25 protein-coding genes are annotated in these 26,793 nt (G+C 27.8%); 2 read left to right on the top strand and 23 right to left on the bottom strand.

The genetic code is table 11. The features are described from left to right. Window positions 1–7 precede the first annotated feature (7 nt). From pyrR to ychF, 16 genes are all read right to left on the bottom strand, one after another. Entirely contained in the window at window positions 8–544 is a 537-nt protein-coding gene (gene pyrR, locus DR020_RS07130; RefSeq protein ID WP_055257292.1) for a bifunctional pyr operon transcriptional regulator/uracil phosphoribosyltransferase PyrR, read from the bottom strand. Then, entirely contained in the window at window positions 534–1,466 is a 933-nt protein-coding gene (locus DR020_RS07125; RefSeq protein WP_112365605.1) for an RluA family pseudouridine synthase, read from the bottom strand. The genes pyrR and DR020_RS07125 overlap by 11 nt, the downstream gene beginning before the upstream one ends. Window positions 1,467–1,623: 157 nt before the next feature. Beyond that, entirely contained in the window at window positions 1,624–2,253 is a 630-nt protein-coding gene (locus DR020_RS07120) for a DivIVA domain-containing protein (protein ID WP_055257294.1), read from the bottom strand. A 15-nt stretch (window positions 2,254–2,268) separates the two neighbouring features. Next, window positions 2,269–3,036, bottom strand: a complete 768-nt coding sequence (locus DR020_RS07115; protein ID WP_055257295.1) for a YlmH/Sll1252 family protein — start codon at window positions 3,034–3,036, stop codon at window positions 2,269–2,271. 2 nt (window positions 3,037–3,038) lie between these two features. Beyond that, window positions 3,039–3,515, bottom strand: coding sequence for a cell division protein SepF (locus DR020_RS07110; RefSeq protein WP_055257296.1), 477 nt, complete (start codon window positions 3,513–3,515; stop codon window positions 3,039–3,041). An 11-nt stretch (window positions 3,516–3,526) separates the two neighbouring features. Further along, window positions 3,527–4,189 (bottom strand): YggS family pyridoxal phosphate-dependent enzyme, encoded by a 663-nt coding sequence (locus tag DR020_RS07105; RefSeq protein ID WP_112365694.1) that lies wholly within the window; start codon window positions 4,187–4,189, stop codon window positions 3,527–3,529. 138 nt (window positions 4,190–4,327) lie between these two features. Further along, complete coding sequence (locus tag DR020_RS07100) at window positions 4,328–5,086, bottom strand: cell division protein FtsQ/DivIB (RefSeq protein ID WP_055257297.1); 759 nt, start codon at window positions 5,084–5,086, stop codon at window positions 4,328–4,330. A gap of 103 nt (window positions 5,087–5,189) precedes the next feature. Further along, window positions 5,190–6,323, bottom strand: a complete 1,134-nt coding sequence (gene ftsW / locus DR020_RS07095) for a putative lipid II flippase FtsW (RefSeq protein WP_112365604.1) — start codon at window positions 6,321–6,323, stop codon at window positions 5,190–5,192. A 28-nt stretch (window positions 6,324–6,351) separates the two neighbouring features. Next, window positions 6,352–7,332 carry a phospho-N-acetylmuramoyl-pentapeptide-transferase gene (gene mraY, locus DR020_RS07090; protein WP_055257299.1) on the bottom strand — a complete coding sequence of 327 codons (981 nt, stop codon included), beginning with the start codon at window positions 7,330–7,332 and terminating at the stop codon, window positions 6,352–6,354. Between the two features lie 46 nt (window positions 7,333–7,378). Then, window positions 7,379–8,740, bottom strand: a complete 1,362-nt coding sequence (locus DR020_RS07085; RefSeq protein WP_055257300.1) for a UDP-N-acetylmuramoyl-tripeptide--D-alanyl-D-alanine ligase — start codon at window positions 8,738–8,740, stop codon at window positions 7,379–7,381. A gap of 12 nt (window positions 8,741–8,752) precedes the next feature. After that, the gene (locus DR020_RS07080; protein WP_058992076.1) at window positions 8,753–10,216 is read right to left on the bottom strand and encodes a UDP-N-acetylmuramoyl-L-alanyl-D-glutamate--2,6-diaminopimelate ligase; all 1,464 of its coding nucleotides are present in this window, start codon (window positions 10,214–10,216) and stop codon (window positions 8,753–8,755) included. 82 nt (window positions 10,217–10,298) lie between these two features. Next, complete coding sequence (locus tag DR020_RS07075; RefSeq protein WP_112365603.1) at window positions 10,299–12,497, bottom strand: stage V sporulation protein D; 2,199 nt, start codon at window positions 12,495–12,497, stop codon at window positions 10,299–10,301. 53 nt (window positions 12,498–12,550) lie between these two features. Continuing rightward, window positions 12,551–14,752 (bottom strand): stage V sporulation protein D, encoded by a 2,202-nt coding sequence (locus tag DR020_RS07070; RefSeq protein WP_112365602.1) that lies wholly within the window; start codon window positions 14,750–14,752, stop codon window positions 12,551–12,553. 113 nt (window positions 14,753–14,865) lie between these two features. After that, window positions 14,866–15,282: a cell division protein FtsL gene (locus DR020_RS07065; protein ID WP_112365601.1), complete on the bottom strand. Its 417-nt coding sequence runs from the start codon at window positions 15,280–15,282 to the stop codon at window positions 14,866–14,868. A gap of 29 nt (window positions 15,283–15,311) precedes the next feature. Beyond that, window positions 15,312–16,244 (bottom strand): 16S rRNA (cytosine(1402)-N(4))-methyltransferase RsmH, encoded by a 933-nt coding sequence (gene rsmH, locus DR020_RS07060; protein WP_055257304.1) that lies wholly within the window; start codon window positions 16,242–16,244, stop codon window positions 15,312–15,314. A 357-nt stretch (window positions 16,245–16,601) separates the two neighbouring features. After that, the gene (gene ychF / locus DR020_RS07055; protein ID WP_055257305.1) at window positions 16,602–17,699 is read right to left on the bottom strand and encodes a redox-regulated ATPase YchF; all 1,098 of its coding nucleotides are present in this window, start codon (window positions 17,697–17,699) and stop codon (window positions 16,602–16,604) included. A 169-nt stretch (window positions 17,700–17,868) separates the two neighbouring features. On the opposite strand from ychF, the gene pdaA reads away from it, so the two are divergent. After that, window positions 17,869–18,675, top strand: coding sequence for a delta-lactam-biosynthetic de-N-acetylase (gene pdaA, locus DR020_RS07050; RefSeq protein ID WP_055257306.1), 807 nt, complete (start codon window positions 17,869–17,871; stop codon window positions 18,673–18,675). Window positions 18,676–18,734: 59 nt separating this feature from the next. Here pdaA and DR020_RS07045 read toward each other — a convergent pair whose 3' ends face one another. From DR020_RS07045 to DR020_RS07015, 7 genes are all read right to left on the bottom strand, one after another. Then, on the bottom strand, window positions 18,735–19,391 hold the full coding sequence (locus tag DR020_RS07045; protein ID WP_235865675.1) for a cyclodeaminase/cyclohydrolase family protein: 657 nt from the start codon (window positions 19,389–19,391) through the stop codon (window positions 18,735–18,737). Further along, window positions 19,360–20,664, bottom strand: a complete 1,305-nt coding sequence (locus DR020_RS07040; RefSeq protein ID WP_112365600.1) for a glycosyltransferase — start codon at window positions 20,662–20,664, stop codon at window positions 19,360–19,362. The genes DR020_RS07045 and DR020_RS07040 overlap by 32 nt, the downstream gene beginning before the upstream one ends. Next, entirely contained in the window at window positions 20,661–21,374 is a 714-nt protein-coding gene (locus tag DR020_RS07035; RefSeq protein WP_112365599.1) for a WecB/TagA/CpsF family glycosyltransferase, read from the bottom strand. The genes DR020_RS07040 and DR020_RS07035 overlap by 4 nt, the downstream gene beginning before the upstream one ends. A 20-nt stretch (window positions 21,375–21,394) precedes the next feature. Further along, window positions 21,395–22,489, bottom strand: a complete 1,095-nt coding sequence (locus tag DR020_RS07030; RefSeq protein WP_112365598.1) for a tetratricopeptide repeat protein — start codon at window positions 22,487–22,489, stop codon at window positions 21,395–21,397. Window positions 22,490–22,726: 237 nt separating this feature from the next. Beyond that, window positions 22,727–24,457: a phospho-sugar mutase gene (locus DR020_RS07025; RefSeq protein ID WP_112365597.1), complete on the bottom strand. Its 1,731-nt coding sequence runs from the start codon at window positions 24,455–24,457 to the stop codon at window positions 22,727–22,729. A gap of 195 nt (window positions 24,458–24,652) precedes the next feature. Further along, on the bottom strand, window positions 24,653–25,375 hold the full coding sequence (locus DR020_RS07020; protein WP_112365596.1) for a glycerophosphodiester phosphodiesterase: 723 nt from the start codon (window positions 25,373–25,375) through the stop codon (window positions 24,653–24,655). A 129-nt stretch (window positions 25,376–25,504) separates the two neighbouring features. Then, window positions 25,505–25,657, bottom strand: coding sequence for a zinc-ribbon domain-containing protein (locus DR020_RS07015; RefSeq protein WP_055257311.1), 153 nt, complete (start codon window positions 25,655–25,657; stop codon window positions 25,505–25,507). A 271-nt stretch (window positions 25,658–25,928) separates the two neighbouring features. Between DR020_RS07015 and nudC the strand changes: the two genes are divergently transcribed. Continuing rightward, window positions 25,929–26,768 carry an NAD(+) diphosphatase gene (gene nudC, locus DR020_RS07010; protein ID WP_055257312.1) on the top strand — a complete coding sequence of 280 codons (840 nt, stop codon included), beginning with the start codon at window positions 25,929–25,931 and terminating at the stop codon, window positions 26,766–26,768. Window positions 26,769–26,793 lie beyond the last annotated feature (25 nt).

The raw sequence follows: 26,793 nt of genomic DNA, 5'->3' as shown, positions 1-26,793 counted from the left end.
CTTAAGTTTATTTTTCATATATTTTAACAGAATCTTCTCCATCTATTTCTGTAATCATCACATTTACTATCTCATCTTTTGATGTTGGTACATTTTTTCCTACAAAATCTGCTCTTATAGGTAGCTCTTTATGACCTCTATCAACTAAAACAGCTAATTGTATAAACTGTGGTCTACCTTGGTCTATAATTGCCTCTATCGCAGCTCTAACAGTTCTACAAGTATATAAAACATCATCAACTAATATTACTTTTTTATTTTTTATGGAAATATCTAATTCCGAATGATTTATATTTGGTAAATCACCAAAACTCGTCAAATCATCTCTATATAAAGTTATATCAACGCAACTTACAGGCACTTTGACATTTTCTATTTTTTCTATTTGACTTGCTATTCTTTTAGCAAGTGGATAACCTCTTCTCTTTATACCTACTAGTACAATATCTTCAACACCTTTATTTTTTTCTATAATCTCATGAGATATCCTAACTAAAGCTCTTCTTATAGAATTGTCATCTAATAACATTGCTTTAAGTTTCATATTCTTCTTTTCCTCCTAATTTTTTTAAAATTTCTTTGTATTCTTTTGGAAGGTCTGAATTAAATTCAATATATTCCTTCTTAGTTGGATGAATAAATCCTAAAGTTTTTGCATGCAACACTTGCCCATTATTAGTTATTTTTTGTTTTTTTAGCCCATATACAGTATCCCCAACTAAAGGGTGACCAATAAACGCCATATGAACTCTTATTTGATGAGTTCTTCCTGTTTCCAAAGTACATTTAACTAAAGTACAAGAGTTAAAAACATCCAACACTTTATAATGCGTAACTGCTCTTTTTCCACCATCGCTTACAGCAAATTTTAATCTATTATTAACATGTCTGCCAATAGGCGCATCTATTGTTCCACCATCTTTTTTAATTCTACCTTCAACTAATGCATAATATTCTCTTTTTATGCTATGTTCTTTAAACTGAGCTGCTAGATCATTATGAGCTAAATCATTTTTAGCAATAACTAATATACCAGATGTATCTTTATCTATCCTATGTACTATCCCTGGCCTTATAATTCCATTTATTCCTGATAAATCAGTACAATGATAAAGGAGTGCATTTACTAAAGTTCCTTCATAATTCCCTGGTGCTGGATGAACCACCATATTCTTAGGTTTATTTACTATAATAATATCTTTATCCTCATAAATTATATCAAGAGGGATATTTTCTGCTTCTACTTTTAACTCTTTCGGTTTTGGTATATCTATTTTTATCATATCGCCAGTCAATAATTTAACCTTACTCTTTGCAATTTTCCCATTTATTAAGACTTTTTCTTCTTCAAACAAATTCTGAATGAAATTTCTAGATAGATTATCAAAAATAACAGATAAAGCCTTATCAGCCCTAACATTGTTGTATTTTTCCTCTATCACAATTTCCTTTATTTCAATAGTCATTATTTTAATTTCTCCAATCTAAAATAATATAAAAAACACCCTGTTACATTAACTTGTATTTAAAAATTTTATCTTACTTTATATTATATAAATATTACATTTTTTGCAATAAAAAATAATAAAATCTCACTCTATTTTTAAGTGAGATTTCTTTTATTTAGCCTTCTGCAAAAAAGCTCTTTATATCATCTACATCACTATACTCATCATCAAATATATCTTTTACGTATATATCATTATCTTCTTTTTGTGTATCAACAGTATTTGCCGATTCAACTAAATGAATACTTTCAACAAATTCTGGTTCTTCTAATTTGGATATATTAAAATCCTTATAAAAATCTTTCTCTAAATCATTAAATGATTCCATTTGTATACTCATAAAGCTTCTAAATTTTGCCCTAAACAAACTAAATTCTTGTTTTGCTTTATCATACTCATACTTTAATTTTATTATATCTTCTTGAGCTTTATCTAGTATTTTTTGCGCTGACTCATTAGCATTTTTAATTATATGTTCTGCTTCTTTTTCTGCACTTAATTTTACCTGTTTTGATGTATCTTGAGCAAGTATTAATGCGCTTTGTATAGTATCTTCTATTTTTACATAATGCTCAATCTTTTCATTTAAAATTTCGACCCTCTTAGTTAAATCTTGATTTTCTCGAAATAAAGCTTGATAACTTTCCTCAATAAGATTTAAATGTTCATCAACAGATTCTACATCATATCCTCTTACCACTTTTTTAAATTCTTTATTAGTTATTTCCTTTGCCATAAGTCTCATAAGTTCCCCTCACTCCTATGTGTATTTATATATTTTAATTTTTAATCTACCACTTTTACTTGTACCAAAAATTTCACCTATTTTAAACTTACCAATTCCTTTTATTGTTATTTTTACATTTTCATTAATACAATAACTTTTCTCTCTTATCATAACGTAATTTACTAAAACTCTTTGGTTTTCTATATAGTCACATGCCTTACTTCTTGATATATTTGAAATAGCAGATACTATAGAATCTAACCTCTTTGATGTTGATATTACTAACTTTTCTTCATAGTTAATTGTAGGAAGATTAGTAAAATCATCTATTACTGTACATTTACATGATAAACTTTTAACTCTATCTAAGTTATTTATAATAAAGTCAACCATGTCTAAAGACACCGCAACAAAAGCTCTATCACAACTTAAAATAACTTCGCCCATTTTATTTCTGTTTATTCCAAGAGACATTAATGCTCCTAAATAATCTTTATGAGCTAATTTAGAAAACTTGGTATTACACTTTATTTCCACTAACCTTATAGGAAATTCATTATATTCTTCTTTATTAAATGCTATAATTCTCCTATCACTATCTAAAAATATGCCATAACTATCTACCTTAACTATATTTTTAAATTTTTCCTCTAAAACCATCCAAACATCAGGTGTATAAAATTCATCAGTAAAAACTGTTATTCCTTTATTTATAGCTAATTGCATTTTATTATAAAGCTTAAGCAAACTATACTCATCTAAACTATTTCTTAAAAGACCTAAAAATTCTTCTTTTTTCATTTCTATCTAGACCAATTAAATAAGCCTTTATTTGTTAATTCATTTTTAAACTCATTGCTTACATCTATATTAGATGGAGTTACTATAAATACCCCTTTTTCAACCTCTTGAAAGTCACCTTCTAATGCATAACATGCACCACTTATAAAATCAATAAGTCTTTGTGCTACTTTAAGTTCTAAGGCTGTTGTATTTACAACCACTATTTTTCTATTCTTTAAAGCTGTACATATTTCTGTTGCATCATCATATTTTAGCGGTTTAGTTATTGTAAGCTTTGCTTGGCTTGTACTATGAATATTAACAACCTTAGGTTGCTTCTTTACAGGTTGGCTTTGTTGTTGCGCAAGTGCATTAGCTGTCTGTACATGATGATGGTGATGTTGTTCTTTTTCTTCTACAACTGCCTCTTCTATATCCTCAATCTCATCATCCATAGCATCATTAAATCCTAAAAATCCCTTAATTCTTTCAAACATCTTTTATCCTCCTAGTTATTATAATCTCTTTTCCCAAAAATTCCTTGACCAATTCTTATCATATTACTTCCTTCTTCTATAGCAACTTCATAATCGCCTGACATTCCCATAGAAAGTATGTTCATAGTAGTATTTTTATAAGATTTCGTCTTCAGTCTATTATAAATATCATATGTCCTTTTAAAATACATTCTATTTTCTTCGGTATTCCCTTTTGGAATTATAACCATTATTCCTTTTGCTCTTACAAATTCACATTTTTCTATTTCTTGCAAAAGTTCATCTAAATCCTCTTCTAAAATTCCATACTTTTGTTCTTCATGTCCAATATTTATCTGTATTAGTACATTAGCTATTTTTCCATTGTTTCCATAAACTTTATCTATTTTTTTTAAAAGGTTTATACTATCTAAAGATTGTATTAAACTTACCTTTCCAACTATATATTTAACCTTATTTGTTTGAAGATGTCCTATGAGATGCCATCTAACATCCTTATGAAAATTATCATACTTTGACAATATTTCTTGTACTTTATTTTCACCGAAATCACGTATTCCACAATTATACGCAACTTCCATATCTTCTATAGGCTTAGTTTTAGATACTGCAATAATTTTTACCTTATCTGATACTTTATTATTTAAATCTTCTATTCTTTTTTTAATATCAATATTCAATCTTATCACACCCTCTTTATTAACCTATAAATTATTTTTCAAATCAACTATTCTGCAAAATTACTATTTTTTAATTCGTTTACTAGTTTATAATATCATTATCAGGAATAGTTCACAAGATTAATTTTATAATTAATTATTAGCATCTTGCTTCTCATAAATAACAGGATTTCCACTAAAACTTACATTTATATATCCATTAGAAATATTAACTTTATCACTTTTTAATATATTTATAGCTTTAGTTAACTTATTTTCTATATTATTATTTGCCCCTAATATTACTTTGCAATCATCAAAATATAAATATATGTTATTTATATCAGATACATTTACACTATCTATTTTCATATCATTAGTATCTAATGCATTCTTTAGTAATTTTAAAAATTCTGCTTTTTCTTTATTTTTAGTAACACTATCACCAAGTTCTCTCCCCTCTATATCCACTCCTTCTAAAATTGGAAGGACTATTCCATCTAAATCTTCTCTTTTTTCCATTATAACAAGATCATCATTTAATATATAACTCTTATTATCTTCAATAATCTTATAAGATGCTACTCTCTCATTGACAATTACAGATATTTTATTTGGAATTCTTCTCCTTATAGAAACTTCTTCTATATATGGATTAAGCAAAATTTTATCTTCTAATTCATTTAATTTTACCAAAAATATATTATCTCCTAAAAGATTACTTTCATCTAAAATATCCTCCTTTGAAAGAATTTTATTATTTTCAACATTTACTTCCACTATATTAAAAATTTCAGCTTTTAAAAGAACAAATAATCCTATTGAAATTATAAAAATACCTAGTATTAATATACTTCTTTTATTTTTTTTAGTTTTATTTTTTTTTAGATATTCTTTAGGTGTTATTCTCATCTTCAATGATACCCCTTAAATTTGTTTTATATTTAAATAATATCATTTTTTTACATTTTTTGCATTATATTTTTATTATTTTATTAAATAAAAAAGATGCTATTTATATAGCACCTTTTTTGGGTTTTTTATCTATTTGTCGTGATATATTCATAAGTATCCCCATTGCCATTAGATTTACAACAAGTGAAGAACCTCCATAACTTATAAATGGGAGTGGAACTCCTGTAACTGGCATTGACCCTGTTACAACAGCTATATTTATAATTGCTTGAATAGCTATTATAGATGTTATTCCAATAGCTAAAAGTGTCCCATAGTTATCTTTTGCCCTCATAGCAATCCTTATTCCTGCTATTATAAAGAATATAAATAAGGCAATTATTACAACACATCCTACAAGACCTAACTCTTCTCCTATTATTGCAAATATAAAATCATTATGAGGTTCTGGCATATACAGAGTTTTTTGTCTTGATTGCCCAAGACCAAGACCTGTTAGCCCTCCAGCCCCCAATGCATAAAATGATTGAATAAGCTGATATCCATTTCCTGCAGCATCTTTCCAAGGGTTTATAAAGTTTAAAAGCCTTGCCTTTCTATATGGCTCTATCAACGTAAATGTTGTAGCAGCACACAGCATAGCTGGTGCTACTATTCCAAATAGATGCTTTTTCCTTCCGCCAGCTACAAAAAGCATTATAAATGTAACTATTAATGTTACACTTGCTATACTTAAGTTTTTTTGACTAAGTATAATAGCTGCAAATATTCCTCCCATCATAAGAGCAGGAACTATCCCCTTCCAAAAACTTGTTATATTTTTCATATTATTTGTTAATGCCATAGCTAAATAAATAACAACTACATATTTAGCAAGTTCTGAAGGTTGGAAAGATAGTGGACCAAGCATTATCCATCTTTTAGCACCATTTACTCCAGGAAACAAAAATACTGCAAATAGCAATATCACTGTTATTATCATCAAAATAAACACTAATCTTTTATTTTTTAGCCTATGATAATCATATCTAGACATAATATACATAGCTATACAACCTAAAGTTGCAAATATTAATTGTCTTGTAAATGTATATGCACTATTTCCATTATGATTAATCATATCTACATAGGAACTAGCACTATAAACCATTATTATTCCTACGGCTAAAAGTAACATTACAGCATATACTAAGTAAATATCTACTGAACCATTTTTACCCCTTTGTTTTACCATTAATTTACGTAACGCCTCCTAATATATTTTATATAGATGCAAATCCTATGAAGCAAAAAATTGCTGTTACTATTGAAAACACTGCGACAACTTTAGTTTCACTCCATCCACAGGCTTCAAAATGATGATGTATTGGTGCCATTTTAAATATTCTTTTCTTTCTTGTTTTAAAAGACCAAACTTGTAATATTACAGATAATGTTTCTATTACATAGACTATCCCAATTATAACAAGAACAAAAGGCATATTAAGCATTAATGCAACTACTGCAACTGCACCTCCAAGACCTAATGAACCTGTATCCCCCATAAATACTCTAGCTGGAAATGCATTAAATCTTAAGAATGCTAAAAGTGAACCAGCTATTGCTACACAAAATACTGCAAGTTCTGCGTGTCCCATACTATAAGAAACAATTGCTAAGAATGTAATTACTAAAACTGTAACTGATGTTGCAAGACCATCTAAACCATCTGTTAAATTAACAGCATTAGTTGCACCAGCAAAGTATATTATCACAAATGGTATATAAATCCAACCTAGATTTATATGATAACTTGTAAATGGGAAACTTATACTGCTTCCAAAAGTATAATAACAATAGAATGCTAATACAATTGACACTACTAAAAGTAATACCATCTTTTGTTTTGACGTTAACCCTTCGTTTTTCTTTTTTACTATCTTTAAAAGGTCATCTAAGAAACCTATGATTCCAAAAGCTATAAATGCATATAAGGCAACCATCGCCTCATTATTAAAAGTACCCTTCATAACAAATGTCATTATAATCATCGTTATAATAGTTGATGCTATAAATATTACTCCTCCTATAGTTGGAGTTCCTGATTTTTTTTGGTGACTTTTTGGTCCCTCTTCTCTTATGTTTTGTCCAAATTTAAGTTTATGTAGCACTGGTATTATAATTGGCGCAAGTATCGACGCTATAACAAAACTTATAACTAGTGCTATTATTATATTAGGGTCTATTAATGATTTTAATTCCATAATCCTAATTACTACTATCTAAGTAGCTATACCTCCTTTGTAAAATTTATTTAGAACATATTTCCTTAACAATATCTTCAAAATGCATTCCTCTAGATGCTTTAACTAATATTAAATCATCTTTTTCAATTATAGATTTTAAATCTTGTATTAAAGATAATTTGTCCTTATAAACTTTACATCTATCTCCAAATCCTTCTGCTATATTTTCTGAGAAATCACCACAACATAACATTAAGTCAATTCCTTTTTCTTTAGCATACTCTCCAATTCCTCTATGCTCCTTTTCAGATTCATCCCCTAGTTGCTTCATTGTTCCAAAAACACATATTTTTCTTTTTCCTGGAAGATTCATCATTATATCTGTAGAAGTTCTACAAGCTATAGGACTTGAATTATAGGAGTCATCTATTACTTTATAATCTTTCATATCTATAATCTCAAATCTCATTGAAGTTGCTTCTAAGTTATTTAATCCATCTTTCATTTCTTCTAAAGTAACACCAAGTTCTCTAGCTATTGCAATATCTGGCATTATATTTTGAACATTATGAAGTCCTGGCATGTCTAAATGAAGCCTTATACTTCCTTCTGGAGTTACTGCTGTGAAATCTGAAGATAATTGATTTACAACCACATCTTTTGCATAAATATCAAACTCTTCATTCATTCCAGCCTTTATAACTTTAAACTTATTACTTGAGACTTTAGAAAGCATATCATCATCACCATTTATAGCTAACACATTATTTTCATTAAAAAATGTTGTAATTTCCATTTTAGCTTTTAATATATTTTCTCTAGTTTTTAAATGCTCTATATGGCATATCCCTATATTGCTTATTACCGCCATATCTGGTCTAGCTATATCAACTAATGTTTCAATTTCTCCTAAAGCACTCATTCCCATTTCTAAAATAGCGATATCATAACTCTTATCAAGTTCTAAAACCATAAGTGGAAGACCAATGTCATTATTGAAATTTCCTTTAGTTTTAAACACTTTATATTTACTACTTAAAAGTGCAGCTAAAAGGTCTTTAGTAGATGTTTTACCAACAGAACCTGTTATTCCAATAACTTTTAGCCCTAATTTTTCTCTATAAAACTTAGCAAGATTCATAAGAGCTTTTCTTGTATCTTTTACTATTATTATTCCAGAATCATCTCCAATTTCCTTTAAATCAAAAAGTAATTCATCAACTATGCAAAGATTAGCGCCCTTTACACAAGCCTCTTTAACATAAGTATTTCCATTGAATTTAGCACCTTTTAATGCTACAAAGAGAGTATCCTTTTCTATCTTTCTAGTATCTGTTGAAACTTTTTTTACAGTGTATTCCTTTGGTGATTTTAAAAGTTCACCATCTACTGCTTTTACTACTTCGTCTAGACTTAATTCTAACATTTGTAAACACCTCTATTTTTCTTTTTTATTTAATATATCAACAATAACTTCTCTCTCATCAAAGTGTATTGTTTTATCCTTTAGTATTTGATATGTCTCGTGACCTTTTCCAGCAATTAATATCACATCATTTTGTTTAGCCATATCTATTGCTTTTTCTATAGCTTTTGCTCTATTTTCTTCTACAATATAATTATTATAAGCTAAACCATTTTTAATATCTTCTATAATTGCCATAGGTTCTTCACTCCTTGGATTATCAGAAGTTATAATTGCTATATCTGATAGTTTACAAGCAATTTCACCCATTTGTGGTCTTTTAACTTTATCTCTATCTCCTCCACAACCAAAGACTGTAATTATTTTTCCTTTAACAAATCCTCTTATAGTATTTAGTATATTTTCTAATCCATCTGGAGTATGTGCATAATCTACAATTATTGTATATGGAAGGTTTTTATTTTTTGCTACCATTTCACATCTACCTGGAACTACTATATCTAAAACAGCTTCTTTTATAGTTTCCATAGATATATTTAAATTTCTTGCACATGCAATACATCCTAAAACATTGTGCACATTATAAAGTCCTGGAATATTTATTTCTATATTATAAATATTCCCTTCAGCTTCCATTTTAAACCTAGAACCTAAAGAATCTCCATTTATTTTACAAGCTTTAAAATCTGCTTCACTTTCTATTGATATTGTTTTTATCAAAGTATTTATATTTTTCTTTTTTATATCTTCTATAAGATTTCTACCATATGAATCATCTATATTGATTATTGAATAATTAGATCTTTCAAAAAGTTTTGCTTTTGCCATATAATAATTTTCAAATGTTTTGTGGAAATCTAAATGATCACGTGTAAGGTTTGTAAATATTCCACATATAAACTTGACCCCATAAACCCTATCAAGTGCTAAAGAATGAGAAGATACCTCCATAACACAATATTTTACACCTTTTTGTACCATTTCATTAAATAATTCATGAAGTTCTAAGGATTCTGGTGTTGTCCTTACAGAATCTATTTTTTCATTTCCTATATAATTTGCAATAGTTCCTATAAGACCTGTCTTATATCCTGCCTTTTCTAATATAGATTTTATTATAAAGGCTGATGTTGTTTTTCCATTAGTCCCTGTTATTCCAATTATATTTAGCTTATCTTTTGGATTATCATAAAAATTTGAAGCAATTACTGCTAAAGCTTGTCTAGTATTCTTCACCTTTATTACAGAAACATCAGAAGTTGTACTTACATCTTCTTGAACTATAATAGCTTTAGCACCTTTTTTTATAGCATCTTCTACGAAAGAATGTCCATCTACTTTAAATCCTTTAATACATACAAAAACATCTTCTTGCTCTATTTTTCTATTATCATAACATATTTTATTAATTTTTCTATTTATATCTCCATTTAATACAATATAATCTAATCCTTTTAGTACATCTTTTAAAATCATTTAATCCACTCCTTAAAGTTTTAGTAAAGCAAAATATCTATTCAAAATACTAGCATGTGACCTAAAAAGCACATGCTATTTTTTATTGTAATGTTAATTTTATATATGAACTAGTCTTTATAAGACTTCCAGCCTCTATATTTTGCCCTGCAACCACTCCATCTGTATTACCTTTAAAATAACATTTTAACCCTAAAGATGTTAAAATATCTTCTGCCTCATCTTTTCTATATCCTGTAAAGTCAGGCATAATTACAGAGTTATTATAATATGAAGTATCACTTGTCTCTATAGTTATTTTAGAACCTAAACTAACTAAAGCCCCAGGTATAGGACTTACATTACCAATCTTACCACCATCTCCTTCCGCTGTAAATTGAATATTTAAATCTTCTAAAATTTTCTCAGCATTTTCAACATCTTTACCTATAATATTAGGAATTATAACATCATTAGTACCATTTTTACTATTTAATTCAATATTTTCGATATAATCTGATATGGAGTTAAAAACTTTTTGTGCAACTGGCGTTGCTATTACTCCTCCAAAATGTTCTCCAGATTTAGGATTATCAATCATAACCATTACTGATATTACTGGATCATTATATGGTGCAAATCCAACAAATGATGATACATATCCTGCTCCATAAGTTCCAGTACTTGAATTTATTTTTTCAGCTGTTCCTGTCTTACCCGCAATTTCAAGACCTGAAACTTCAACATTTTTACAAGTTCCTTCAGTAACCACAGTTCTTAAAATTTCTCTTAATTTTTCAGATGTTTCATTGCTTATTACATTTTCTTTAATATTAGGTTCAAACTTTTCATCAATAACACAAGCTCCACTTATTTTATCTAAGTGACTTATATTTTTCATAAGATGTGGCTGAATTAATCTTCCACCATTTATAACTGAATTTAAAGCAGCCATAAATTGAATCGGATTTACTGTATTGGTTTGACCAAAAGAGATTGTTGCTAAATCAAGGTTTGTAATATCTTCATTACTTTTTATAACTCCTGTTACTTCTTCTGGTAAATCAACACCTGAAGAATGCCCAAGTCCAAATTTTTCTAAATATTCATTTAAAGTTTCTTTCCCAAGTTTACTAGCTATTTGCATAGTGGCTACATTACATGAATTTTGAAGAGTTTGTGCATAAGTTTGAATCCCATGTCCCCCTTCTTTCCAACATTTCACGTAAGTTCCATCTATATTTAGTCCTCCATTACAAGTATATGTTTCATTATCTCCCACAATCCCCTCTTCAATAGCAATTGCACCTAATAACATTTTAAATATAGATCCTGGCTCAAACGAAAAAGAAACTGCGTTATTCTTCCACATACTTTGAATTTTTTCTGCTACTGTTTCTCCTAAAAAATTTTCCTGAACACTATATGGGTGATTAGCATCAAAATCTGGCTTATTAGCCATTGCTATTATTTCCCCAGTCTTTGGATTTGTAATTATTATTGTTACTCCATCTGCTTTTTGCTCATTTGCTGCTTCTTGTGCAATCTCTTCACAAATATATTGTATTTTACTGTTTATAGTAAGATTTATATCCTTTCCATCTACAGCATCTGTAAGTTTTGAAGTATCATATGGTATATCATTATTTATTTTATCAACTTGACTTATAAGTATTCCAGGAGTTCCCGATAAATGTGTATTATAATAAGCCTCGATTCCAGTTATACCAACCCCATCTGAATTGACAACACCTAAAACTTTAGATAAAAAATTATTATTAGGATAATATCTTTTTATATCTTCTGATATAACAACGCCCGAAAAATTCAACTGTTTTACCTTATCTGCCTTATCTTTTTCTATTTGCCTAGCTAATGTTGCCGAATTTGCTGGAACTCCACTTGATAATTTTAAATCTAACTTATCTAGTATACTATTATATTCCATATCTAAAGCTTCACTTAAAGCTTTAGATATATCATCATTGCTTAATTTATTTTTTTTCATGTAACTTCTTAATGTATTTAAATCCAAATCCACCCTATACACATTTGCACTTACGGCTAATTCATTACCCTCAGAGTCTAGTATTCTACCCCTCTTAGCATTAATTTTCACCTCACTTGTCCACTGTTCATTAGCCATACTTGCATACACCTTTTGCTTACTAGTCATAATATACCCAAGCCTCACAATAAGAGCACTTGATGTTAATACACAACTAGCTAATACAATGGCTATGCGCCTTTTTTTTATATTTTTGTGCTTTTTTGGATGTTTATTTGTCTTCTTTTTATTCATGTTACTCACTAGCTTCACCTAACCTTAACCCCTTATTTATCACTAAATGTTTATTATAATTTCCCCAAAGTAAAGTTTATTGTATCTCCATCCTTTACTATTTCTCCAAACTCTACGTTTTGCCCCACTATAACAGTTCCCTCTCCTTGAAATTCCCCTTTTATTCCAAGAGATTGCAATATTTCTTGAGCCTCTTCTTTAGAATACCCTGTAAAATCTGGAACTATAATATCTTTATTATATGTTGTACCACTACCTGTGTAAAGTGTTATCTTAGATCCTGAGCTTATTGAATATCCTGGCTTTGGCAACATATCTGTGACCACACTTCCTGCATCTTCTCCATCATTTTCACCCAATTCAACTTCAAATCCATTGTCCATTAACATCTTCCTAGCTTCACTATAATCAAGACCTCTAACCTCAGGAACTACTGCTTTTTCAATTTTTAAAGATTCATCTAAGTTAAACTTTGTTAAATCAATATAATTAAATAATTCTGTAAATAACATATTTGCAAGTGGTGCTGCAACTCTTCCTCCATAATATTCTCCATTTTTTGGATTGTCAACTGATATCAATACAGAAATTTGTGGATCATTATATGGTGCAAAACCAACAAATGATGCTATATACCCTGCTCCATATCCTCCAGTTTCAGAATTTACCTTTTGGGCTGTTCCTGTTTTTCCAGCTATTCCATACCCCTCCATATAGGTTGCTTTTGGTGAACCGTAATGAACTGTTTTCTCCAAAGCACTTCTCATTCTATTTATAGTTTCCTCACTTAAAAAACCACTAGTTATATTAGGTTCAAAAGTCTCATCTGTAACAGTATTTCCAGTTGAATCTATATGACTTATTTCTTTAACTAAATGAGGTTGGATTAAATTTCCTCCATTTGCAACTGTATTAACTGCACTTAAAAACTGAATGCAATTTACTGTGTTTGTTTGTCCAAATGCTATCGTTGCTAAATCAAGTTCTGTTATCTTTTCAGTTTTTTTAACTATACCTGGTGTCTCTCCTGGAAGGTCAACACCTGATTTAGATCCAAGACCAAATAACTTTATATATTTATTCAAAGTTTCTGCTCCAAGTTTTTCTCCAAGTTGCATAAAAGCAACATTACATGAATTTTGAAGGATTTCATCAAAACTTTGTGTTCCATGTCCTCCATGTTTCCAACATCTAACGTATTTCCCTAAAATATGAGTTCCTCCACTGCATTCATATGTTTCATCTTCACCTGCAAGACCTTCCTCAAGAGCTGCTGAAGCTGTAACTATCTTAAATATTGAACCTGGCTCAAAAGAATCTGAAACACTTCTATTTCTCCACATTTTTTGCACCTTTTCAGCTACCGTTTCTCCAGTAAAACTTTCTGCTCCCTCATAAGGCTTATTAGGATCAAAATCTGGCATATTAGCCATAGCTAACACCTCTCCATTATTAGGATTCATAACTAATATTGTTACCGCATCTGCATTATGCTCTTTTAAGGCTATTTCAGCTATCTTTTCTGCAAAATACTGAATGGTACTATCAATAGTTAAAACCACATCCTTTCCATCCACTGGTGCCGTAAATTTAGATATTATACTCGTTGTTTCTAAATTACTATCTTCAATTTCAGTTATTCTAACTCCTGGCGTTCCAGATAAAATTGAATCATATTGAAGTTCTATTCCATTTAACCCTACCCCATCTGAATTTGTTGTTCCTAAAGCATGGGATAAAAAAGCACCTTTAGGATAATATCTTTTAGTATCTGGTGAAACTATAACCCCTGTTATATCTAATGCCTTAACATTATCTGCATACTCTTTTTCAATTCTCCTAGACATTATTGCAGCACCTGCCGCTTTTCCTGACGGAAGTCTATATTCTAATTTTTTTAAAACAGTATCATACTCAACATTTAAAGCATTTGCTATCTTCTCTGCTAATTGTTCATTAGTTGTTCCATTTTCTTTGTTATAATCTCTTATGGCATTTAAATCAAAATCCACTCTATATACATTAGCACTTATAGCAAGTTCTTCTCCATTTCTATCTAAAATTTTTCCTCTTTTAGCTGATATCTTAACTTCACTCGTCCATTGTTCTACAGCAAGTTCTGAGTATTCATCACTTTTAAATATCATTATGTAAGAAAGTCTTATTGTTAAAACTAAAAGAACAACGGATACAAAACATAAAACTATATACATTCTCTTTTTCATCTTCGCACTGTCAGTATAATTTCCTCTCATAAATTGCAACCTCCATAAAATAAAAAAATTAGGGATTTAATAAACCATCCCTAATTAATATGTTAAGTTGCATAACAATATGTTAAGCTTTAAAATAAAACACTATTTAACTTTTATCCTTCTAAATTTAAAATATCATCTTTAGTTGGAAATATCATGCTTAATCTATTTTTAGCTATACTTGCAATGTCGTCTAAAGAAATTGACTTTAATATTTTCACTTCTAAAGCCTCATTATCACTAATTGTACTAGATATATCTCTATTTATTTTTGAAAGTTGATTTTGCATTTGATAAACTTTCCCATCCCTAGATATTATAGTGAAACCTAAAACAAATATTAAAGATATTATTATTAACATATTATTCTTTATTAAAAAATATATTAACCCCTTCTTTTTTTTATTTTTATTAGTTCTTTTTCCACCCTGCTTCTTATCTATATAGCTTTTTTCCTGTATTTTAACAGCATTGCTTCCATTATCTAAAAAACAATTTTCATCTACGTAATCATAATCTTTAAAAATCATATAAGTCCCCCCTTGACCAATACATTTAATTAAATTTTTTCTATTATTCTAAGTTTTGCACTTCTACTTCTTGGATTATAATCTAATTCTTCCTTTGATGCTTCTATTGGCTTTCTAGTAATAATCTTGACTATCGGCTTTTTATTACATACACATACAGGAAAACTACTTGGGCACGTACATGGGTTAGCCAAATTTTTATAAACTGTCTTTACAATTCTATCTTCTAAAGAATGGAATGTTATTATAGCCATCCTTCCCCCTACATTTAACCTTTCTACACCATCTCTTATAGTTTTCTCTATTATTTCAAGTTCTTTATTAACTTCTATTCTTATAGCTTGAAATGTTCTCTTAGCCGGATGTGGTCCTTCACGTCTTGCCTTAGCAGGAATTGCCGCCTTTATTACATCAACTAATTCTAAAGTGGATTCTATATTTTTTTCTTTTCTTTTATTAATTATAAAATTAGCAATCCTTTTGGCAAATTTTTCCTCACCATAATCCTTTATTATTCTAAACAAATCTTCTTCTGAATAACTATTTATAACTTCATAAGCTGATAATGAATTTTCTCTGTTCATTCTCATATCTAAAGGTGCATCTTGCATGTAGCTAAATCCTCTCTCACCATTATCTAATTGATAAGAAGACACACCAAGATCCATAAGTATTCCATCAACCCCTGCTATATTTAAATCATGCAATATATTTTCAATATTATAAAAGTTACTATGAACAAATGTTACATTATTATAATCTTTTAATTTTTCTTTTGCTGCCTTTAATGCATCTTTATCTTGATCTATACCAATTAATCTTCCTCTTTCACAAAGATTTTTTACAATTTCACTAGAATGACCTGCTCCCCCTAGCGTTCCATCTACATATATTCCATCTTCCTTTATATTTAAACCTTCTATACATTCATTTAATAAAACTGAAATATGTTTAAACTCCATATTTTTCTCCTTAAATCATTAGTTTTTTATCATATTTTTATTTATTACTCATATTAATTAAATTAGATATAATTTAATTCTATTTTTATAAGTTAAAACCTTTATTAATCTAAAATTTTCAATCCAAATATTTAACCAAATTTAAATAAATTACAACATATATAGTCTTCTAATTACTAAATATTATTTTTTTATTATATATTTTAATATAATCTATTTTATTTTGTCTAAACATAGAGAATCTTTATACATTAAACTAATAAAAAACCACAACATATTGAAATTTTTTATTTTATAAATTCAATACATTGTGGTAAATTTTCATTTGTATAAATTCAAAATGGATAAAAAGTTTTTCTATACATTAAATCTAAAGTTAACAATGTCTCCATCTTTCATTACATATTCTTTACCTTCTAATCTATAAAGGCCTTTTTCTTTAGCTGCAGCTTCTGATCCGCATTCAACTAAATCATCATAGCTTACGATTTCTGCCCTTATAAAACCTCTTTCTATATCAGTATGAATTTTACCAGCAGCTTGAGGAGCTTTTGTACCTTGTTTTATAGTCCAAGCTCTAACTTCTTGTACCCCTGCTGTTAAGAAGCTCATAAGACCTAAAAGAGTGTAACTTGCTTGGATAAGTTTATCAAGACCTGATTCTTCTAATCCATACTCTTCTAGCATTTCTCTTTTTTCTTCTTCGTCTAAACCTGATAATTCTTCTTCAAGTTTTGCACAAACTACCATGCATCCTGAATTTTCTTCTTTAGCATACCCTTGAACTTTTTTAACAAAATCATTCTCTATATTACCTGATACCATATCATCTTCTGATATGTTGCAAGCATATAAAACCTTCTTTGATGTTATTAAAAACAATGTCTTTACAAACTTTTCTTCATCTTCTGTAAACTCTAAAGTTCTAACTGGCTTATTAGCTTCTAATTGTGCTTTTATTCTTTCCATCACACCATATTCAAATTTAGCAACTTTATCACCAGATCTTGCAAGTTTAATTGATTTTTCCATTCTTCTTTCTAAAACTTCTAAATCTGCAAATATAAGCTCTAAGTTTATTGTTTCTATATCACGAATTGGATCTACTGAACCTTCTACGTGAACAACATTTTCATCATTAAAGCATCTTACAACATGAACTATTGCTTCAACTTCTCTTATGTGGGATAAGAATTTATTTCCTAAACCTTCTCCCTTACTAGCACCTTTTACAAGACCTGCTATATCATAAAATTCTATGGCTGTATAAACTTTTTTCTTTGTTTGGTATATTTTTTCTAAAACATCTAGCCTCTTATCGGGTACACTAACAACTCCAACATTAGGTTCTATCGTACAAAATGGATAGTTTGCTGACTCTGCTCCAGCTTTAGTTATAGCATTAAATAAAGTACTTTTCCCAACATTAGGCAATCCAACTATTCCAAGCTTCATATATGTAAATCCTCTCTTTCATAAAGTAATTATCTCTAATTTATACGTTAAAATTATACTCTAGGTTATTATTTATTTCAACTCATTTTCATTTTATTTACTATTAATCCATAAAATTATATAAATTTATTCTAGCTTTATTGGCATAATAACCTTGAGGTGATATTTTATGTTTAATGGACTAATAGCTTTTTTATTATCAAGTTCTATGTTATTAAATCCTCTTTTAGGGATATTACATACAAATAAATCTGCCTTTCTATATTTAAATAATATAGAACAATACGATAGTAAAGAATTTAATTGGTACTATAATTTAAATAAAGATACAAAAGAAGTTACGCCACCAAAAGAAACTCCTTTTTTAAAAAACCATAATGTATATTTTGTGGGCGACCAAACAAAAAAACAAATATTTCTAACCTTTGATGAAGGTTATGAAAATGGAAATACAGGAAAAATATTAGATGTATTAAAAGAAAATAATGTACCAGCAGCTTTTTTTGTTACAAAGCCATATATAGTTGATTATCCAGATTTAATTTTAAGAATGGAGAATGAAGGACATCTGGTTTGCAATCATACATCACATCATCCATCTATGGCATCAATTACAGATCAAGAAAAATTTAATAAAGAATTTACCGATGTCGAACAAGAGTATACTAAAGTTACAAACAAAGAAATGCCAAAATTTTTTAGACCTCCTATGGGTAAATACAGTGATTTATCCTTAAAATATACTGATGATTTAGGCTATACTTCTGTATTTTGGAGCTTTGCTTATAAAGATTGGCTTACAGATAATCAACCTTCAAAAGAAGATGGTAAAAAGAAAATATTAGAAAAAGCTCATAATGGGGAGGTTATGCTTCTTCATGCTGTATCTGATACTAATTTAGCTATCTTAGGTGATATTATAAAAGAACTTAAAAATCAAGGTTATGAATTTAAATCATTAAACGATTTTTCTTAAGTAAAAAATTTTAAAAATAAAAATCCTTAGAGAAAATGATCCCTAAGAATTTTTATTTTTTAATTATAATAATGTACAGCCATTATATCTTTTTTCAAACTATTATTTATTGAGTTTAATTGTGCCATTTCTTTTTCTATTTTTCTTTTAATATCTTGATTTTTTAAGAAACTTAAATTTATTTCAACATTCACCATTGAACTTTCTATACAAGCATTTAACATTATAGCAGCAATTTTAGCGTCTGATACAAGATTTTTATTTCCATACTTTACTGCAAAATATATATTATCATAAAATTTCATAGCTAATTTTGCTAAATTTAATGGTACATTCATAGCCTCTAAAGTAGCCTTTTCCATAGCCTCATTTTTCAAAACTATATCCTCTTGTGTTTCCTTAGGCATTTTATAACACGCCATAAGGTTTAAAAAAGCTTCCTTATCCTTATCTATATAATTTAACATTTGTGTACACAGAGTTTTACATTCTTCTAGATTCTTATCTAATTTATTTCTTATATCTTCATCTAAGTTGCTATATATTTTTTTTCCTATTGTAAGATTATATATCATAGAAGCTAATGCAACTGAAAGTCCACCTGATAAAGCCGCTACTGCTCCTCCACCTGGGGCTGGTGAACTAGAAGCTAAATCTTCTATAAAATCAATTATCTTCATTTCCTTAGTTGATTGTTTTTGAATATTTTCTTCCATTACTACCATCTCCATTCTTACAAAATAAAAAAATATTGTTTAAATTTTTATTAATATTAGTTAAACTATATTTTTCTTCTTCTTTAAAATTAACTCCATTGTCTATCTTGTGTACAACTTCTTTTAATGTCCTTATAATTTCACAAGAATCATTTTCTGTAATAAAACATTTCTCTAAATCCTTAGTTAATTCCTCTATTTTATCATATTTATTCCCCTTAATAACTATTACAGGATTTTTAGCACCTAAATAATCATATATTTTAGCTGGTATTTGCATAGATGATTTATTGCCCAAAAACAATAGAATATCACTATGTATAATGTATCTTAAAGCCTCTTTAAAATCTATTCTTTTATTAATTTTAATATTTTTAAACTCTTTTAGTTGTTCAATTAATGAATTATTGTCTATATTTCCAAAAAATAATATATTTAATCTGTTAAATAACTTACTCTCTTTGCTCTCTAACATTTTAATAGCTTCTATAAAAGGCTTTATATCCCTAATATTCTCTATTATTTCTCCTGTATATACAATATTTATTTTATTTTCAAGTAATAATTTAGGTTTTTTTTCATTTTCTATCTTATCATAAAGTTCTTTATCATAACCTCTAGATATTATAAAAAGATTCCTCTCATTTAAATTATACTTTTTCTTAAAATAATCTCTATTTTTTTGCGTTACAAAAATATGTTTATCCCCAAACTCTGCTACTAGTCTTTCTTGCAATCCCTCTAACGTTTTTCTTATAAATCCTATATTTTCTCTAGATACATCCATAATCCACGGGTCACTCCAATAAAGAATCCATGGAATATTTTTATATATCTTTTTTATTCTCAAAGCACAAAGATGACTAGATGGTGGCTCATGCATCGAAAACATTAAATCAAAACCTTCTTTTTTTATAAGCTGTATTGCAAACTTTGAAGCTTTTAAACTCCAATAATAATAAATATCAGGAAATATTATTTTACTTTTTACTTTCTTTAAGAATGTAATTTTTTTTGTTTTTAATTTATTGTCATTTATTTTTTTAGGCATTAATTTTTCAAAAATTTTTCCTATTCCTATTTTATAAATAACAATATTTTTGTTTAAAAGTGATAAAATTTCTTTATCATAATAAACAGATTCCTTAGGAAAATTAACTGTTAAAAGATGCACTTCATTTTTTTTTGATAAGTTGTTTAAATACATTAAAGCTTCTATGGATGCTGAATTGTTTATAAGTGGTGAATAACATGCAATAAATAATATTTTCATCTATCTTTATTTTTCCATGATAAAAATATAAATTGGGGTATAACTTTTAATCTTTTTATTCTTTTTGGTTCCCTAATCACTCTGTAAAACCACTCTAACCCAATATTTATTATCCAACGAGGTGCTCTTTTAGTAGTTCCTGCTAACACATCAAAACTTCCACCAACCCCCATAAAAACAGTACATGGTAAATTATTTTTGTATTTTTCTATAAACAATTCTTGTTTTGGAGTACCCATAGCCACAAACAACGCAAAAGGCTTTAATTTTTTAATATCATCAATTAAACTATCACAACTTCCAATATCAAAAAAACCATTGCTACAGCCTAAAATATTTAATTTGGGATATAGATTTTTTATATTCTTAGTGCATTTATTAACAATATTATCTTTAGCTCCTATAAGATATATTGCTTTTTCATTCTTATCACAATAATCTAATAACATATCCATAACTTCTATACCAGCAATTTTATTTTTTATTTTTTTCCCAAATACTTTAGATGCTATTATTGTTCCTATCCCATCAGGTATTATTATACTATCCTTTGAATTATAACTTTCCTTCAAAAATTCATTATTTAATCCATTATATAAAACTTCTGGATTTCCAGATATTATGTTAACTCTAGCTTTTTTTAAAATTTCATCCATAAGTTCACTTTTATTTCCTGAAAATATATTATAATCTAATAGTTTTCGATACACATAAGCCCTCCCTTTTAAGATTACTTACTTAAATTTTTCATATACCTTTCTATATCAACTAAAACCTCATCATCTTTATCTATTGCCTTTGCTATATTTAAATGTTGTTTAGCTTCTTCTAATTTATTTAAATTTAAATAACACATTATTATGTTTGTGCAAATTTCTATATCTCTTGTTGCTTCGAAGGCTTTTTTAAAGCATTTTAAAGCATTTTCAAAATCCCCTAAATAAGCATAATTGATTCCAAGTTCATTTATTGGCTCTACCATATTGTTATCAAGAGCAATACTTTCATTTAAGTAATAAATTGCTTTTTCAAAATTTTCAAGCCTTCTATAAGCTGTTGCTATATAATACTTTATTATTGCATTTTCAGGGAATTTATCAGAAAGTGGCAAAAGTCTTTTAAGTGCAATTTCTGGTTCTTCTAAAAGCTCATCTTTTCCTTTTTCATAGTCTAAAGAGTCTTTTATTTCATCATATAACACTTGAATCTCTTCTGTTTTTTCTCCACCTTTTGATAAATATTCATTTATTTCCAAATAAGCCTTATCATAATTTTCTAAGTCATTGTAAGCTAAAGAAGCATATATATATGGCATAGCACTCTTTGGGCATGCTTCTTTATATTTTTCACTTAAGCTTAGCTGAAGCATATTATAATTTTTATTTTTTTCCCTTATGCTTTCACAAACAAGTAAAAGTTTTGAATAAACTTCCTCATCCTTTACAATTTCACTTAATCCTTTTAAAAGAATTAAAGCCTCTATTAAACTTTTCTCTTTTATTTTGTCAGATATAATTTTTTTAATACATAAAATAGCGTCTTTTATAAATGGTATTATCTTTTTATACTCTTTATTAAATCTTAAATTTTCATCAGCACCTAAAGCAAAAAACATCCCTTCAAGTAAATAATTCATAGGAAGTTTATCTAAACTATATCCTTTTGCTACATCTTTTGATATATATTTAGGATTTATAGGGATATACAATTCATCTATATTAATATTCTTAGAATCCGCTCCTAACATATTTATAAATTTATCTTTATCAATTTCTAAAAATAATAATTTAGAAAGTTTTTCTTTACATAATACATCAAATTCCATAAATATCTCTCCATTTCTTTAAAAATTATCTTCATACTTATTAATCTTCTACTGAAAATAAGCATCATAACAAATCTACATATGGAATTATAAACTAAATCACCTATAATGTGAAATGTTATTAATATACATTTAAAATGATGTCACTAATAATATCTAAATTTAAAATGACCTATGGAAAATCCCATAGGTCAAATTAAAATTTAAAATTTATACAACTTATATAAGCATGCTAAATTAGTTTAATTTTTCATTCACAATAGCCATTACAGATGATTTAAATCTTTCTGTTTGTTTATCAGCATCTTCTAGACTATTTCCTTTAACAGCTAAATAAACTTTCATTTTAGGTTCTGTTCCTGATGGTCTAACAACAAACCATGAATCATCCTCTAAAATGTATTTTAAAACATTTGATTTTGGAAGATTTATCTTTGAAGTTGTATTTGCTATTAAATCTTTTTCTGTACTTGATTTATAATCAAAAGACTTAACAACTTTAACTCCATTAACTTCTGTTATTTCGTCTGCTCTTAAAAGGTCTAAACATCTTCCTATTTTTTCTTGACCTTCTTTTCCTTTAAGTTCTACAGATACTAAAGATTCTTTGAAATATCCATATTGTTCATATATTTCTACTAAAGCATCATATAAAGTTTTTCCTTGCTTTTTATAATATAAAGTCATTTCAGCTATAAGCATTGATGCAACAACTGCATCTTTATCTCTAGAAAATGTTCCAAATAGATATCCATAACTTTCTTCAAAACCTATTAAATACTCATTAGATCCTGTTTCTTCAAACTCTCTAATTTTTTCTCCAATGTATTTAAATCCAGTTAAAACATCAATAAGCTTAACGCCATATGCTTCTGCCATTTTTCTTACTGATTCAGTTGTAACTATTGTCTTTATTACAACTCCATTTTTAGGAAGTTTGTTAAGCTCTTTTAATGAACCCAATACATAATTAACTAAAAGCATTCCTGTTTGATTTCCAGTTAATACTCTAAATTCACCCTTATTATCCTTAACAACAACACCGATTCTGTCACAATCTGGATCAGTTCCAAATATAACATCTGCATTAACCTTGTTTGCCATTTCCATAGCTATTTTAAATACATCCGGATTTTCTGGATTTGGATATGGTGCTGTTGGGAAGTTTCCATTTGGTAATTCTTGTTCCTTAACTACTAAAACATTCTCATATCCTAATTCACTTAAAACTCTTCTAACTGGAACATTTCCTGAACCATGTATTGGAGTATAGACTATTTTTAAATCTTTAGCATGGTCTTTTACTAATTCTTCTCTTATAGTCAAAGATTTTAAAGATTCTATATAAGCCTTATCAACATCTTCTCCTATATAAACTAAAAGACCTTTCTCTAAAGCTTCCTCTTCACTCATAGTCTTTATTTTGCTATAATCTTCAACTCTATTTACATAACCTATTACTTCCTTTGCTGGTTCATCAGTTAACTGACATCCATCTTCTCCATAAGCCTTATATCCATTATATTCTTTTGGATTGTGTGAAGCTGTTATAACAATACCCGCTTTACATTTTAAATGTCTAACCGCAAAAGAAAGCATAGGTGTTGGTCTTAAACTTTCATAAAGATATACCTTTATATCATTTGCACAAAGAGTTAAAGCAGCAGCTTTTGCAAACTCTTTAGACATATTTTTTGAATCGTATGCTATTGCAATTGCTTTCTCACCTTTATATGTGTCATTTATAAAATCTGCAAATCCTTGAGTAGCTTTCCCAACAGTGTAAACATTCATTCTATTAGTTCCAGCACCTATTATTCCTCTTAAGCCACCAGTTCCAAATTCTAATTCTTTATAAAATCTATCTTCTATTTCTTTTTCATCTTTTATCGCTCTTAATTCTTCTTTTACTTCTTCTGAAATTGTACTTGAGCTTATCCATTCATTATACTTTTCTCTGTACACCACTTTTGCTCCCCTTTTCATAACATAATATCTTTTTAAAACATTATACTACAAAAATATAATGCTTGAAAATATTTATTTTCCAAATATTATATTTTTTTACTTAGAAAACGTTGTTAGAAAACGTTAATTTAAACTTAATAGTTTAAAAATCATCCAAAAATCCATTTTTTTGAATTTAATAATATATTTTTTATCTTATTTCTTTAAAATTTCTAAAGCAATATTAGGATAATCTGTAATTATTCCATCTATTCCTTCTTCTATAAGTCTTTCGATATCTTCTTTTTCATTTACTGTATATGCATTTACTAATATATTATTTTCATGACACTTTTTAATTAAACTTTTATCAACTAATTTATAATCAGGATGTATTGCATAAACTCCTAACTCTTTTGCATAATTTACTATATCCTCTATTGGTTCACTATAAAGTGCTGCTGTTTTTATATCTTTATTTATTTTTTTGCATATCTTTAATGATTCATGATTAAAGCTAGATATTATTGTATTTTCTATCATATCATAGCTATCTAACATCTCTAATACATCTTCTTCAATTCCATTATAATGAATTACATCTGTTTTAAGTTCTATATTTAAGACAAAATCATCTTTAAAACTTACAAGAAGTATAACTTCTTCTAAAGTTCCTATTATAGAATCTATATTCTCTCTAAATTTTTCATCCCTGTTTTCTAATTTTTTAAGATCTCTTAAATCATAATCTTTAACTAATCCATTTCCTAAAAATGTTCTATCTATGCTCTCGTCATGAATAGCAGCTAATTTTCCATCTTTAGTCTTATGTACATCTAATTCTATGCCATTAACATTAAGTTTTAAAGCTCCTTCAAAAGCTAACATTGTATTTTCTGGATATTTCCCACTATATCCTCTATGTGCAAATATTCTCATGAAATTTTCTCCTTTTCTCTAAATTAATATTATATAAATAAGATTTACTCAATTATATAATAATATTTTCTCTTTTAAAATAATCTTAATATAAAAAAGACCATCTAATTTTTAGATGGTCTGAATTAACTATCTTCTATTTTGTTGCTTTCTTGCTCTTCTGCATTCTGGGCATCTTACTGGATCATTATCAAATCCTTTTTCTTTGTAAAATGCTTGTTCTCCTTCAGTAAATACGAAATCTTTTCCGCAATCTTTGCATACTATTGTTTTATCTGCCATTTTAATTCCTCCATTTAAAAATTTACTTCGATGAACAAACTCTCTTAATGGAGAAATTTAGTTATCTACCTTAAATTTTTATAATTTATTATACAAGGTATCTCCTTGCCTCTTAAGAATAACATAGCAACCTAAAATATGCAACATATTTTTTTAAATACTTGTAATTAATGTTATAGACTTTTTATTTTTTAAGAGATATTATACAATAAATATTATAAATAGAAAGGTAGGTGCATTTAGCAATTTACTTTAATTGCTATAATCTTTTATGGAAAATAATTACGAAATATTTAAACCCCAAATATTGTTTAATGAAAAAAACAATCCTTCCGATATATGGTTTATATTTAAGGATAATAAACTTATCTTAAAATCTTTAGAAAATAACACCTTAACATTCACTACTTTTTTTGATATAAAAAATTTACTTCCTTACCTAAACAGAAAATATCCAATAGGTTCTTTAGGAAATAATTCTTATTTTTGTGGAGAATTAAATTCTAATATTTCTATTAATAATAATTTAATTGAAATAAACCTTAGAGAAGCCAGTAATTACTTAGATGATATTTCTTTTTCTATGGCTGGAAAATCATCTCAAATTCTTGATTGGGATAATAAAAGCAATTATTGTGGAAGATGTGGTTCTAAAACATATTTTAAAAATGATGAAAGAGCTAAAATTTGTCCAGAATGCAATCTTATTGACTACCCAAGAATTTCTCCAGCTATTATTGTTGCAGTTATCAAAAATGACAAACTTTTATTAGCTCACAATTCTAAATTTAATAATAATAGATATAGTCTTATAGCAGGATTTGTTGATTCTAACGAAACTTTAGAAGATTGTGTTAGACGTGAAGTTTTTGAAGAAATAGGGATAAAAATTAAAAATATAAAATATTTAAATAGCCAACCTTGGCCTTTTCCTAATTCATTAATGGTTGGATTTTTAGCTGAATATGCTAGTGGTGAAATAAATGTTGATGGTATTGAGATATCTCATGCTGCTTGGTTTGATAAAAATAATCTACCTGTTTTACCACCTAAATTTACTATTGCTAGAAAAATAATAGATAAATATATTGAAGGTAAATTATTTGATTAACATTATAAAAAGCTATGCTTTAAAT

This window comes from Sarcina ventriculi (assembly GCF_900456775.1).
GTDB lineage: Bacteria > Bacillota > Clostridia > Clostridiales > Clostridiaceae > Sarcina > Sarcina ventriculi.
This window is presented reverse-complemented; position numbering and strand designations above follow the sequence as displayed.